Source organism: Cylindrospermum stagnale PCC 7417, assembly GCF_000317535.1.
In the GTDB taxonomy this organism is placed as follows: domain Bacteria; phylum Cyanobacteriota; class Cyanobacteriia; order Cyanobacteriales; family Nostocaceae; genus Cylindrospermum; species Cylindrospermum stagnale.
Window position 1 is genome coordinate 2,115,723 of record NC_019757.1, and the last position, 13,831, is coordinate 2,129,553.

Annotated in this window: 12 protein-coding genes and 1 pseudogene; 8 read left to right on the plus strand and 5 right to left on the minus strand. The window is 41.9% G+C overall.

What is annotated here, in order from left to right:
• Positions 1 to 207 precede the first annotated feature (207 nt).
• Together CYLST_RS35140 and CYLST_RS08705 are read left to right on the plus strand one after the other, a co-directional pair.
• Positions 208 to 375: a hypothetical protein gene (locus CYLST_RS35140; RefSeq protein WP_015207343.1), complete on the plus strand. Its 168-nt coding sequence runs from the start codon at positions 208 to 210 to the stop codon at positions 373 to 375.
• 93 nt (positions 376 to 468) lie between these two features.
• Positions 469 to 852 (plus strand): protein tyrosine phosphatase family protein, encoded by a 384-nt coding sequence (locus CYLST_RS08705; RefSeq protein WP_015207344.1) that lies wholly within the window; start codon positions 469 to 471, stop codon positions 850 to 852.
• 438 nt (positions 853 to 1,290) lie between these two features.
• Here the strand turns inward: CYLST_RS08705 and CYLST_RS08710 are convergent, their stop codons facing one another.
• Positions 1,291 to 1,587 carry a HetP family heterocyst commitment protein gene (locus CYLST_RS08710; protein WP_245587480.1) on the minus strand — a complete coding sequence of 99 codons (297 nt, stop codon included), beginning with the start codon at positions 1,585 to 1,587 and terminating at the stop codon, positions 1,291 to 1,293.
• A gap of 1,316 nt (positions 1,588 to 2,903) precedes the next feature.
• On the opposite strand from CYLST_RS08710, the gene CYLST_RS08715 reads away from it, so the two are divergent.
• The 5 genes from CYLST_RS08715 (at position 2,904) to CYLST_RS08735 (ending at position 10,117) form a co-directional block, all read left to right on the plus strand.
• Positions 2,904 to 5,312: a sucrose synthase gene (locus CYLST_RS08715; RefSeq protein WP_015207346.1), complete on the plus strand. Its 2,409-nt coding sequence runs from the start codon at positions 2,904 to 2,906 to the stop codon at positions 5,310 to 5,312.
• Positions 5,313 to 5,370: 58 nt separating this feature from the next.
• A complete protein-coding gene (gene pgmB, locus CYLST_RS08720; protein WP_015207347.1) occupies positions 5,371 to 8,352 on the plus strand; it encodes a beta-phosphoglucomutase in 2,982 nt (993 codons plus the stop codon).
• Between the two features lie 5 nt (positions 8,353 to 8,357).
• Positions 8,358 to 8,840, plus strand: a complete 483-nt coding sequence (locus tag CYLST_RS08725; RefSeq protein WP_015207348.1) for an adenosine-specific kinase — start codon at positions 8,358 to 8,360, stop codon at positions 8,838 to 8,840.
• Between the two features lie 36 nt (positions 8,841 to 8,876).
• Positions 8,877 to 9,326: a hypothetical protein gene (locus CYLST_RS08730; protein WP_015207349.1), complete on the plus strand. Its 450-nt coding sequence runs from the start codon at positions 8,877 to 8,879 to the stop codon at positions 9,324 to 9,326.
• A gap of 353 nt (positions 9,327 to 9,679) precedes the next feature.
• Positions 9,680 to 10,117, plus strand: a complete 438-nt coding sequence (locus tag CYLST_RS08735; protein WP_015207350.1) for an Rrf2 family transcriptional regulator — start codon at positions 9,680 to 9,682, stop codon at positions 10,115 to 10,117.
• On the opposite strand, the gene CYLST_RS08740 is transcribed toward CYLST_RS08735, so the two are convergent.
• Complete coding sequence (locus CYLST_RS08740) at positions 10,083 to 10,661, minus strand: hydrogenase maturation protease (protein WP_015207351.1); 579 nt, start codon at positions 10,659 to 10,661, stop codon at positions 10,083 to 10,085. The two genes, CYLST_RS08735 and CYLST_RS08740, sit on opposite strands and share 35 nt — an antisense overlap.
• A 31-nt stretch (positions 10,662 to 10,692) precedes the next feature.
• Positions 10,693 to 11,934, minus strand: coding sequence for a hypothetical protein (locus tag CYLST_RS08745; RefSeq protein ID WP_015207352.1), 1,242 nt, complete (start codon positions 11,932 to 11,934; stop codon positions 10,693 to 10,695).
• A 259-nt stretch (positions 11,935 to 12,193) separates the two neighbouring features.
• On the opposite strand from CYLST_RS08745, the gene CYLST_RS08750 reads away from it, so the two are divergent.
• On the plus strand, positions 12,194 to 12,583 hold the full coding sequence (locus tag CYLST_RS08750; RefSeq protein ID WP_015207353.1) for an Alr5209 family pentapeptide repeat protein: 390 nt from the start codon (positions 12,194 to 12,196) through the stop codon (positions 12,581 to 12,583).
• A gap of 53 nt (positions 12,584 to 12,636) precedes the next feature.
• Here CYLST_RS08750 and CYLST_RS08755 read toward each other — a convergent pair.
• Positions 12,637 to 12,942 (minus strand): annotated as a pseudogene (locus tag CYLST_RS08755) (RRXRR domain-containing protein); the annotation flags it as partial.
• A gap of 27 nt (positions 12,943 to 12,969) precedes the next feature.
• Positions 12,970 to 13,506, minus strand: a complete 537-nt coding sequence (locus CYLST_RS08760; protein WP_015207354.1) for a universal stress protein — start codon at positions 13,504 to 13,506, stop codon at positions 12,970 to 12,972.
• Between the last annotated feature and the right edge of the window lie 325 nt (positions 13,507 to 13,831).

Here is a 13,831-nt window from a genome sequence, read left to right on the forward strand (position 1 = left end):
TCCTCACAAGTTCCTCAAATTGTTCTTCTATTTTGAGAGTGCAGCTAACGCTAGCAATTAATTATTCATCCCCGCTGACTGAATAGGTAACTTGCTCACTGGTAACAAGTATGCCTCAGTCAAAACAGATTTGTCTTTTCATTTCTTGAAGGTAGGGAATAAAGAATTAAATTGCCCAACTCAGATTTCATCAAAGGAGACAAATTTATGTCTAACTCTATAAAACTACAGCAAATCATTCAATCAATGGAGAAAAATTATCAACAAGTAATAACCTACATTCTAGCCGCAGTTAGCAGGCTGTTTACTTCAAGTGATGATAGCATTACAGGTGCCAGAATTCACGTCTTTATATATGTGCCTGTGAATAAATAAAATCTCTGGAGTTTCTCTAAACTCTATACCTGAGTTTTGAGTTAGCTAGAAACTTGGTCTAACTCATCACTCATTACTCGAAAGGCAAGTATAATGAACGTTGTCAGGAAGATTAATGATGAATTAGCAATCGCCGGACAAATTACACCAGAACAGTTAAAGCAGATTGCTGATGATGGTTACAAATCTGTGCTTAATCTCCGCTTCACAGACGAAACTGGCTGGTGGGATCTTGAACAGGAAAAAACTGAGTTTTTAGGATTGAATTATTTCAATCTTCCCACCAAAACTGAGGGCATAAATCATCAAGTTGCGCTCCAGTTATTTCAGATAATTAGTGAGTTACCTAAACCACTACTCATACATTGTGATAATTCTATGCGTTCAGCAGCAATAGTATTATTATCTATCGCGAATAAACAAGGTATGACCTTTGAGAATGCATTACAAAAAATTATTAAATTAGGCTTGATTTAGTTGTTAATTTGAAAATTAAATTTATAATTAAATATTTATTAATTTGCCGCATCAAAAACTTTAAATCATCATCATAAGTCTGAGTTTTATTAATTTATAAAAGACTGATAAATGCTACTCTTAGATTCGGAAGAGAGGAAAAAGTCGCAAATTCAAAATAGAGTAATTACACTTTAAAAGAAATCAAGATCAAAATAGCTCCAATAAAGATTTTGTGAAAGTCAAGTCGCTCCGCTCCAATTCAAAAAAGGTCAATTTTAGGAAAATGGAAACACAGATAAATCACAAGATTTACACTGATAAGCACGCCCTGAATTATCTGTGTCCATCTGTGTTTATCTGTGGTTAAAAAAATCAGCCAGGATTCTTATAAGAAGTTCAAACTTTAATTAGGCTGATGGAAGATTTTCAACAGAAAAACAAAAGGTTCTCTAAAATCTAATTAATTCTGCTTAAAACTCTAGATGAATCTCTATGACTAGAGCTATTCAAAGAAGATTTGATATTTCCGGGCATTTTTTGTTTTGTTGATACAGGTGCAGTCATAACTTGTCTATTTTCTTTGATTAAACGACTATAAGTTCGTTGCGGGATGTAGTGGAGTGGATTGTAACCAACGAAACGTAAAATCAGTACACAGGCCCAGGAATATCTACCCTCAGTAATAGCTTCGATAACCTGATTTAATTGTTCAGGAGTGATGGCACTATGTAAATTGTTTTGAGAAGAAGACATTTGGTAGTTCATGGCTCACCTTGATATAACTTACCTAACTGGAAGTTTATAAATTGCTCCCACCTTCTCGCAGTTGCCAAATAGTAGAATATCTGCAATGTGGCGGCTTGGATGTAACTTCTATGGAATAAAATATAATGCCATAGAGTGCAGTTACCTGAAAGTATGAATCGAGTAAAACATTTTCACAACTAGTAACCAGACAAAAGACAAAAATCAAAATTTGCAACCGAGGCAAATTAGCTAGTTAGTATCTACAGTCTGGCAAAGCAAGGGATTCTCATTTAAATATCAACATACCTTGTATCTAGGAAACACAATACTATTAACATTGCATTTGCTTTGACATGATTAGCTATTTTTTTATAACTAACTTGCAGTGCAGATGTGACTTCTGTCTTAAACAGTCGTTGTACAAGGTGGATTTTTGGATGCAATTAGGAACTGGTAATTGGCACAATTTTGCTTTGGCATTTTTGAGGTTTGAAAGCAGACATTTGATCACTCATAACTCTTACTTCACATATTACTCATTACCCTCATTAACAGTCTAGGCAAGTTCTAATTACTTTAGCTCTCTATGTCTATTGTTTGACTTGAGAATCGAGAACACTGATAGTTCTATCATATACAGAATACTATTTTTTATCTGTTACTGTAGCCAACTTGGCATTTATTTAATAAAACAAACAGATACAAAACTGACACATTAGGAGTTGACAAAATCACGTCCTATAAATAGCTATCCATATAATAAACTGACACATTAGGAGTTGACAAAATCACGTCCTATAAATAGCTATCCATATAATAAACTGACACATTAGGAGTTGACAAAATCACGTCCTATAAATAGCTATCCATATAATAAACTGACACATTAGGAGTTGACAAAATCACGTTCTATAAATAGCTATCCATATAATAAACTGCCACATTCATCATTGACAAAACTACATCCTACAAATATTCATCCATATAATAAACTGACACATTCATCGTTGACAAAATCTAATTCTGTAAGTGGTTATGCATATAATAAACTGACACATTCATCGTTGACAAAATCACATCCTACAAGTGGTAGAGATTACCCAAACTGGAGCCTGCATTATTTAGTGCTAATTGAATACTTCCATCTCTGGGAAATACCCCCAGAGCTTCATCCCATAGCTAGAAGTAAAAGGTTTTTTGGGGATTTATGCTACAACAAGCAACGCACCTCAGAGAAGAGAACTATGTGATCTAGAACTACAGTTGTTGAGTGAGGAGATAAAAAATGAGGTCGTAACTTAGCTAGATTTTGAGAATTAATTATGTATAAACTGATTCAATCTGTCTTAGACAGTGAGGAAAAAACTGCACTACGGCAGTTAATATTTAACTTAGTCGCCATAGGTAAGCGTTACTTTTTGAGAAACGAGATTCTGCAAGCCTTTACTGACTACTGCCACCAATTTCAAAAGCCTGCTTATTTTTACCACTCTTCTTCTGTTGGCAAACTTATAGAGTATACCCATGAAATAATTCTGGAAGAGGAAAGTACTTGGTTTGTGATTCGTCCCCGGATTGGTAGCCAAGAAGTCTGGCGGTTAACAGCGGATTTCACCAGTTTTGAGCCGATGACACCCCAGGCGTTATTAGATGTGCGCGATCGCCTGATTAACCGCTACCAACCCCGCATCTTGGAAATAGACCTCCACCCGTTTTACGAGAATTCCCCCACAATCAGCGATTCCAGAAATATTGGTCAAGGTCTAGCCTTCCTTAACCACTATCTGTGCAATCAATTATTAACTGATCCCCAGTATTGGTTAGAGATATTGTTTCAAGCAATACAAGGGTTGCGACACGATGGGATTCGCTTACTGCTCAACGATCGCATTACATCAGGTATTCAGCTAGCCCAACAAATTTACCAAGCGCTGAAATTCCTAAGCTCGCACCCTCCTAACGAACCCTACGAGAAATTTCGCTTTGACCTCCAAGAACTTGGCTTAGAAGCAGGTTGGGGTAACACTGCGGCACGAGTCAGCGAAACCCTCCAACTCCTCGACCGACTGATTGACAGCCCACAACCTGCCATTCTCGAAGCCTTTGTGGCCCGTGTTCCGGCTATTTTTCGCGTCGTCCTCATTTCCATACATGGCTGGGTAGCCCAAGAGGGTGTTTTGGGACGAGATGAAACACTCGGTCAAGTGATCTATGTCCTTGAACAAGCTCGCAGTTTAGAAAACAAATTACGCACAGAAATCCAACTCGCGGGGCTTGACTTATTAGGCATTCAACCTCACGTGATTATTCTCACTCGCCTAATTCCTAACTGCGAAGGTACACTTTGTGACCTGCCTCTAGAAAAAGTCCAAGGTACAGAAAATGCTTGGATTTTGCGTGTTCCCTTTACTGGAACTAATCCAGAAGTTACCAACAACTGGATTTCTAAATTTGAGAGTTGGCCATATTTAGAAAAATTTGCCATTGACGCCGAAAGAGCACTGCTAGCTGAATTCAAAGGTAAGCCCAATTTAATTGTGGGTAACTACAGCGATGGTAATTTAGTGGCTTTTCTTCTGTCTCGTAGTCTCAAAGTCACTCAATGCAACATTGCCCACTCCCTAGAAAAGCCTAAATACTTATTTAGCAGCCTATATTGGCAAGAATTAGAAGATCAATACCACTTCTCGACTCAATTCACCGCCGATTTAATCAGCATGAATGCTGCTGATTTTATCATCACCTCATCATACCAAGAAATTGTTGGCACACCAGACACAATGGGACAGTATGAATCTTATAAGTGTTTTACTATGCCCCAGTTGTATCACGTGGTTGATGGGATTAATTTGTTTAGTCCTAAGTTTAATGTAGTGCCACCAGGAGTAAGTGAGCATATCTTCTTTCCCTACAGCCAAGCAGCAGACCGAGATCCCAACCTCAGCCAACGATTTCACGATTTACTTTTCAAGAGTGAAGAACCGCAAATTATTGGGCAGTTAAATAACCCCGACAAAAGACCAATATTTTCTGTTTCTCCGACTAACGCCATCAAAAATCTCACGGGTTTAGTAGAATTGTTTGGTACAAGTCAGGCATTGCAAGAGCGTTGTAATCTGATTATTTTAACGAGTAAACTGCATCCATCTGAGGCAACAAATTCAGGAGAAGCAGAAGAAATCCAAAAACTCCACGACATGATTGCTCATTATGATCTATATGGAAATACCCGCTGGCTGGGGATGCGCCTTCCTAGCCGAGAAATGGGTGAAGCCTACCGAGTAGTTGGCGATTGCCAGGGAATTTTTATCCACTTTGCCCACTTTGAATCTTTTGGTAGGAACATTTTGGAAGCGATGATTTCTGGATTGCCAACTTTCACAACTCAATTTGGTGGTTCATTAGAAATTATCGAAGACCGAGATCATGGATTTAACCTCAACCCAACAGATTTAGAAGGAACAGCCAAGAAAATTTTGGATTTTTTGGATAAATGCGATGCTGACCCTCAATACTGGCTGGAAACTTCAGAATGGATGATTCAGCGAATTCGTCATAAGTACAACTGGGATTTACACGTCAATCAGTTGTTACTAATAGCGAAAATATTTAGTTTCTGGAACTTTGTCTGTCCGGAAAATAACGAAGCTAGGGATCGCTATATGGAAGCTTTGTTTCATCTGATTTATAAACCCAGAGCCGAAAAGGTTTTAGCACGGCAAATGAGTTAAATTCAAAATTTCCAGTTGAAGAATTAAATATTCTTTGAATTTAACAAACATAATGGTAATGGATACAACTGATCGCTCCCGCACTTTTAATTACACAGACTGGATATTAATCGAAAACCAGTTTGACCCCAAGCAGTCACACTCTAGAGAAACTATTTTCACCATTGGTAACGGCTATTTATCTACGAGGGGCAGCTTTGAGGAAGGCTATACTCGTTCATTACCAGCTACTTTAATCAACGGCGTCTATGATGAAGTGCCTGTGGTGTATACAGAACTCGCTAACTGTCCTGACTGGTTACCATTGGTGGTAACGATTAATAGCGAATCTCCTTTGGAGACATTGCGCGATCGCTCCCAGCGGGGCGAAGCCCATCGCTCCCAGCGGGGCGAAGCCCATCGCTTCCGTCTCGATCAAGGTGAGATATTGCAGTATGAACGACGGCTTGATTTGCGTCATGGAATTCTCAGCCGTTCTTTGCGTTGGCGTAGTCCCAAGGGTAATATAATAGACATCTATTTTGAACGCTTTGCCAGTCTAGCGGATGAGCATGTCTTAGGACAACGCTGCCAACTAACACCCGTAAATTTTGATGGCTCGATTGAAGTCCAAGCTAGCATCAACGGCTATCCAGAAAATCAAGGTTTCAATCACTGGGAAGAAATAGACCAAGGTAAAACTGATCACGGGATATGGTTGCACAGCCGCACCCGTAACTCCCGGATTGATATTGGTATGGCTGCAAGGATGAGGATATCGGGAACCGAGGCATCGTTGCAAGTTAACACTGTACCCGGTTATCCTACCTTGAATGCTACCTTAAAGGTGCGTTCACCAACAGTAGAGCCTAGCTTATCGCCGCAAACAGTGGTGGTGGAGAAGGTAGTCACAGTTTTTACCTCGCGGGATATTGAGTCCCCAGTTACAGCCGCGAGACAAAAACTCGCCCAACTTCCCGACTACACAACCCTACTTGATGCCCATAAACAAGCATGGGATGAAATTTGGCAGCAAAGCGATATCGTGATTGAGGGGGATAGCACTGCTGCTTTTGCTGTTCGCTACAATCTATTTCAACTGCTGATTGCTGCTCCTAGACATGATGACAAAGTGAGTATTCCCGCAAAAACTCTTTCGGGATTTGGCTATCGTGGGCATATATTTTGGGATACAGAAATATTTATCCTGCCATTTTTTATTTTTACCCAACCAACCATTGCCCGCAATTTACTCAATTACCGCTACCACACTTTAAATGGAGCAAGACGTAAAGCAGCCCATTCTGGGCATGAGGGAGCGATGTATGCATGGGAAAGTGCTGATACGGGTGATGAGGTGACACCGCGTTGGGCACTCCCCAGTGATTTTTATGGCGAAGATGTGCGGATTTGGTGTCGCGATCGCGAAATTCACAACAATGCAGATATCCCTTATGCTGTCTGGTACTACTGGCAAGTAACTGGTGACGATCAGTGGATGCGCGACTGTGGTGCAGAGATCATTCTCGATACCGCTATTTTTTGGGGTAGCCGGGTTGAGTTTAATCCTCAATCCGCACGTTATGAAATTCGTGGGGTGATCGGTGCAGATGAATACCACGACTTTGTCCACAATAATGCCTTCACTAATCGGATGGTGCAATGGCATCTAGATAAAGCCCTGTTAATCGATGATTGGCTGCGTCATACTTGGACAGAGCGAGCTGCTGACTTAGAGGATAAACTGCAAATTACTTCAGAAATGCGATCGCGCTGGCAAGATATTATCGCCAAAATTTTGCTTCTTGACGATCCCGCAACCGGATTAATTGAGCAGTTCGAGGGATTTTTCCAATTAGCAGATATCAACTTAGCAGACTACGAACCACGCGATCGCTCAATGCAAGTGATTCTGGGCATTGAAGCAGCCAACAAGCACCAAGTACTGAAGCAGCCAGATGTGTTGATGCTGCTTTATCTCATGCGGAAATCAGCAGAATTTCCCTACAACCTGCAAACATTGCAGGTAAATTGGGACTACTATGCACCGCGCACAGATATCACCTATGGTTCCTCCTTAGGCCCAGCAATTCACGCCATTTTAGCCTCAGATTTAGGTAAAACGATGGAGGCTTATGAACGATTTATGCAAGCAGCAATGGTGGATCTCGAAGATCACCGAGGTAACACCAATGAAGGAATTCACGGGGCTAGTGCTGGAGGTGTCTGGCAGGCGGTAGTTTTGGGGTTTGGAGGTATCCAATTAACCGAAAGTGGCCCTGTAGCCAATCCTCACCTGCCCCCAGGCTGGACACGCCTGAAGTTTAAGCTGCACTGGCACGGTAAATGGCACGAGTTTGATTTGCGTCCCAACTTTCTCGATATCCGGGGCGTGATCTTCGATTTAGATGGGGTTTTAACAGATACAGCGGAGTTTCATTATCTAGCTTGGCAAAAGTTAGCAGATGAAGAGGGTATACCTTTTAGTAGAGAAGATAACGAAGCATTGCGGGGTGTATCTCGTCGGGCTTCGCTGATGTTGATAGTTGGGGATAGGAAATATTCGGAAGCGCAAATTCAGGAGATGATGGAACGCAAGAACCGCTACTATGTAGAGTCTATCCAAAACATTACACCAAAAGATTTGTTACCAGGTGCGATCGCTCTTTTGGATGATCTGCGGCAAAATAAAGTTAAAATTGCCATCGGTTCAGCCAGTAAAAATGCTCGTGAGGTGATGTCGCGATTGGGAATTGCTGATCAGGTGGATGCGATCGCCGATGGTTATAGTGTACAACTACCCAAACCAGCGCCTGACCTCTTTCTCCACGCCGCCGAACTGCTAGGACTCCCACCAAATCAATGTGTAGTTGTCGAAGATGCAGCCGCAGGTATTGAGGCGGCTTTAGCTGCTGATATGTGGACTGTAGGACTCGGCCCGGTTGAGAGAGTCGGCGCTGCTCATGTTGTATTGCCGAGTTTAGCAGGCATTAAGTGGGCAGATATACAAGCAAAATTAAATCAAGTCGCCTCAGAATCACACCAAAAGCCGAAGAGGTGAAAAAAATGGAACTCAAATCAGTGGCAATGCAAATTCCTGAAGGTTGTAATCTTATTTTGGGGCAAACCCACTTTATCAAAACAGTGGAAGACCTGTATGAAATCATGGTCGGGATATCTTCACAGGTAAAATTTGCGATCGCTTTCTGTGAAGCCTCAGGCGCTTGTCTCATCAGGATTGCGGGTAATGACAGCCTTTTACAACAAGTAGCGATTGAAAATGCACTAGCCATCGCGGCAGGTCACAGCTTCATCATCTTACTCAAAGATGCCTATCCCATCAACTTCCTCAACGCCATCAAGCAGTGTCCAGAAGTCTGCACAATTTATTGCGCCACAGCCAACCCAGTAGAAGTAATTCTCGCCCAAACAGCACAAGGAAGCGGCATTCTCGGCGTTATCGATGGATTTTCACCCAAAGGAATCGAAAGTGACGAAGACGTGAAAGCGCGTCAACAGTTACTTCGTCAAATCGGTTACAAACTTTAAATTTTCCGCCTCAGCAACCGGAGGAAGTCGGAGAAAATGACCATTAACTATCGGGAAAAAATTATCGTCCTATGGACAGTCTTTCTACTCGGAACGCTGTTTCATACCCAACTAAGTTTAATGCCACTTTTCCACGGATTACCTGTAATTGAATCTCAAAAAGCCGCATCAATCAATGATATTTCCGGAATTATGTGGTTGATGTTGGTTTTTTTTGTCCTCCCAATGCTGGCAATAATTGCCACTGCTTTTACAGATTCCAGACGCTACCGAATAATTCATTTTGGTGTGACTGTCTTTTATAGCGTCATGAATTTAATTCATCTGATTTTAGACTGGCTGCTACCACAGGTAATCTGGTATCAAATCGCCTTAATGATGCTACTATTTTTGATTGGTTTATTATTGAATTTCGTGTCTTTCCAATGGATGCGGCAACTATTCCGCAGTCAAAACCCGCCAGAAAGAATCACAGCTTCTCATTAGCTTTGACAAAGCTATCAAAAAAGGCTAACTGCTTTCTAAAGGACATCTACAGACTTTGGTATCGCCAAAGCTTGCTGCTGAGTTGGTTGTAACGGCTTTTTATTTAAATAGCGACCGCTCTTTGCGCCATCGCGCAAAGTGCCCGCTGTTGGCAATATTGCACCCAGTGACTATAATCATCACTTTTATTTATCAACTTGAAAAATAAAAATATTTGCTTCTATCGTTGTTAGCCCTTAAGATGTAGGCAAACTATCAGTAAAAGTTTGGGTTGTAACTTTGCTTCAGCTTTTGCTAAAGGTAAAAAATCAACCATTTTGCTGCTTTAGGTGGAAATTTAAAGCTTTACCCCTGTGGAACTCTCTAATAAATCAGAATACGCAATTTTAGCCTTGTTAGAACTGGCAACCTGCTATCCTAAAGGCGAACCGCTACAAATACGAGAGATAGCGGCACTGCAACATATACCCAGCCGCTATTTAGAACAACTGCTGGCAACATTAAGGCGTCAAGGTCTAATTAAAAGTATACGTGGCGCTAAAGGTGGCTATGTTCTGGCGCGAGAACCGGGAAAAATTACGCTGCTAGACGCTTTGAACTGTATGGAAGGCTTAGATCCAGTACCATCGAGTTTTGATCCGCATCAGCACACAGTAGAAGGTGAGGTTATTCAGGATGTTTGGCTAGAAGCACGTCAGGCCGCTAATACAGTTTTGCAAAAATATACACTCCAAGACCTTTGTGAGCGGCGAGTAACTAGAGAACGTAGGGAACTGATGTATTACATTTAGCTTGGATGAAAGATGAATCAGCAGAGGGAGTTTTTGGTAGATGATGCTGAGAATTCAAGTTCATCCAAATATTTTGACATTGGCCCAGAATTTGCATAATTTTTACCAAAGCGATCGCCATTCCAGTTCGGGCAACTGGTGATAAGTGTAGATCGAAGGGGTTACAGAGGGCATCACCCACCTGAAAATTGGTGCCAGGTATAGTCACCCACCAAGCCGGGGGACAGTGACCATAAAGAGATTGAGTCAGAGCGAGGAGCGATCGCGGATCGACCTCATCTCTGGTGATAAAATTGGCAGGAGAAGGTGAGAGCGGACGCACTTGGACTTCATCTGCTTCAGCGGAATGCATACAGGCATCGACAAAAATTGCCAAATCAGCATTTGCTAAACTTGCCGCCAGTTCAGGAGTCAGTTGTTGGATTGCTAGGGTTTCCACAGTTGATAAATGCCAAGATTCAATCGCATTAGCTACTCTTTGCCCAATACCATCGTCACTACATAAAGCATTACCGTAACCAATCACCATGATATTTCCAGCCATCTTTTTGAGCTACTCCCTCTCGCTTTTTCCCTTAGACATTAACTAATCTTTGGCTCACAAGTGCTTGGCTTGGTACCTCAGCATCTTGGTAGATTTCCGCCGTTAATGGCCTGTAGATCAACTCGTACCAAGAATGACCTACCTTAGCATCAAATCCTTCTGGCTGACCGCGCATAAATAGATGCAAACACTTTGCAGACTTGCCAGGTAACAACTGCCAAGAGAAACAACTTTGTTTACCCTCGTGGGGGTGGGTCATTGATTCGATGTGCAAATTTGTCGCCAAGCCGTAAGCCGCATAGGGGGGTGTAGTAGAACCCACAGCAAACCAATCAGGCACAGGGAATACTTGCTCAATATCTTGGGTTTTTCCCAGATTCATGTGAGTAAAGTAGTGCAGCCCAAAAGGAAGATTGACTAATTCTGGCCCATCAACAATAGAGTCTTCTTCAGCCTTGGGTTTCCCTTTGACAAATAGTTCTTCAATCAAGTAGTCTGCACCAGCATACAAGCTAATAACCCGATAAAGTTCACATACTAAATGACGGTTATGACCTGTCACCGGGTCTGCACCCATATAGTCAAAAGGTTCTGAGGCAATGGTGATGCTGACGCGCACAGGTCCACTAGATTGAGAAACCAGCCGATAAGCATGATTGAACAAAGACACTTGATAGTAAGGTGATTTAGGATGAGAATGCCCTGGCAGTTGCAGCGTACTTACTTGCAGACAACGTTTCTCCGGGTCTTGACCCAGCCATTCACCCTTGACTGACCGAAAAGGATCAAGAATTTCTAGATTGTCAAGCTGTACACTCGTGGCTGAACCAGAAAACCAGTTCCGCCCATTGTCTTCAGGAGCAGGTATCAAATTAAACCAGACAATCAGACGTTTATTAACGAGTCTCACCCCACGTTCCCGCCCATCCGACCCATAAACCACTTCTAGGTATGGTTCACCCAGTCCTTTAGGCATCGGCTGACCTCGGTCTAGTCTGACGAAACCTGAAGCCAGCACATCATCTTCTGAATTTGGGGGCATTTTCAGCTTTGGCAGGCAGAAAACTAGAGTATCGCGAGATGAGTCATCAGGGTCAATCCGGTCAATTTGAGCAGGTATCTGTGTATGTGAAAGGTCACGTAAATCACTTAACACCAGTTCCTCTGGTGAGATTTGAAATTTTTGAGCGATCGCTTGCCAGGGTAGAGAAATATTACCACTTCGCCAGTAATTCGAGGGATTGAAAACAGCTAATAAATTCAGGGATGGCATAATTTTGCCCTCCTTTGTATTTGTTATCGATTTGCCAAGGGCTATTTATCTGAACTTAAAAGAAAAATTTGAGGAACTTGTGAGGAAATGGGAAATTTTGGCAAATTCCCACAGAAAGGCCAGAGGTAAGGAGCAGAAAATATATTTTTGGACTCTGCCGCTTTGTACACCAGCGGTTCTATGATCAGTTTGTGTGGTGGAATGTCACTGATCAAAAGTTCCACTACAGTCAGAAAAAGTTAACCTGTGAGGCTGTTTTATGCCTGAAGTAAATTTTCAACAGCCAATTAATAGCGCCACTACTCTCATAGAAGGGTACGCAGCGGGAAAACGAGACTTTAGTAAAGCGGAATTAGGTGATGCTGATTTGCAAGGTGTTGACCTGAAAGGATCTGACTTCAGCTATGCTGACTTAAGTGCAGCTAACCTGAGAGAAGCGAATCTAAGAGGATGTGACCTCAGCTTTGCGGATCTTAGCCAAGCTAATCTGCAAAATGCTAATCTCCGGGGAGCTTTGTTGATTTCCGCCGATCTCCGCCAAGCTGATCTCAAGGGAGCGAAACTAGAAAAAGCAGATTGCGATCGCGCTACCCATTTTCCTCAAAATTTTGATCCGGTGCAGGCAGGTTTGCAGATAGAAGAGGGTTAAAACACACAATTAGGCTCTCCGTCGGTTCTTTAGAGTCTTAATTTTCCCCTCAACTGGATATCTGGGTTACTTATTAACTGCATATCAAAGCGGACTAATTCTTGACTAATCGCTTCAATTGTGGCAAATTTACGCAACCTATTTACCCAAGTTTTAATGTTGTCAATTCGACTTTTTAAGCTTGGTGCTAACCATCCTTGTGGACGATTTCTATTCATAAATCTCGGTTGACGGTATCTAGTTTTTCGGTTTCTCCTACTCCGTCTTAAATGCCTTCTAGCGGTTAAAGAGTCTCTGATGGCAAAACCTCTATGCTCAAGGTTGGCTGCAAAAACTACCTCGCCAGTAGAATCGTTAACTTCCGATTAGTCATGGGTGGTTGACACTCAAGCAACGCCGACAGCTACTGTATTTTCTTTGACCGCTTCTTGATTGGTCAGACTAACTGGAGGATGGACGACATGCACTGAACAAGGAGCATGGTGGAGAACATAGTTACTGACGCTACCAAGTAATAATTCCATTAGCCCAGTGCGACCTCGACGCCCGATGACAATTAGGTCAGCATCCCAATTCCGGGCTATGTCGCAAATAATGCGTCCAGGGCTGCCATAGGGTTGAGTAAATTCTGTATTAATACCTACCGTGTTCGCTTGAGCGCTGAAAGATTGCAACATCTGCAAACTTTCAGTTTTAAAGGCTTCCCAGTTCTTTTGGTATAAATCGAAGCTTTGAGTAGTCATTCCTGGGTAGTAGTCCAAGTTAGACAATACAGGTAGATTGGGACTACCTTCTTCTTCGGGAGACAGGATATGAACTAACATTAAGCTAGCTGATGTTACCTTAGCTAAAGCCAACCCTTGCTCAAAAATATGCTTGCCTATTTCTGAGCGATCCAATGCAATGAGAATCTTTTTAAACATATAGACCTCCGGTTTTTGCTAATTGGTAACGGCAGTTTCAGGCTTCTAGATGCTGGTTTGGTATAAATTACCAATATCTCCAATAATTTGGAGCACATCTATGAAGTTGCTTAATTCATGAATCAGTTCTACTTATAAAAAAATTATCGGGCAAAAATTTGAGGAACTTGTGAGGATAGCTAAAAACAATTTACTTATTCTCTTGATCAAAATGTTTATTGACCCTCAGTTTCTAAATTTGCTGAGAAAAAAGGCGAATGCGGACAGTACGGCACTCCGCTGTTTTCTGAATTGCTGGCATTTTTGACACAGTGTTGTCTGCTGC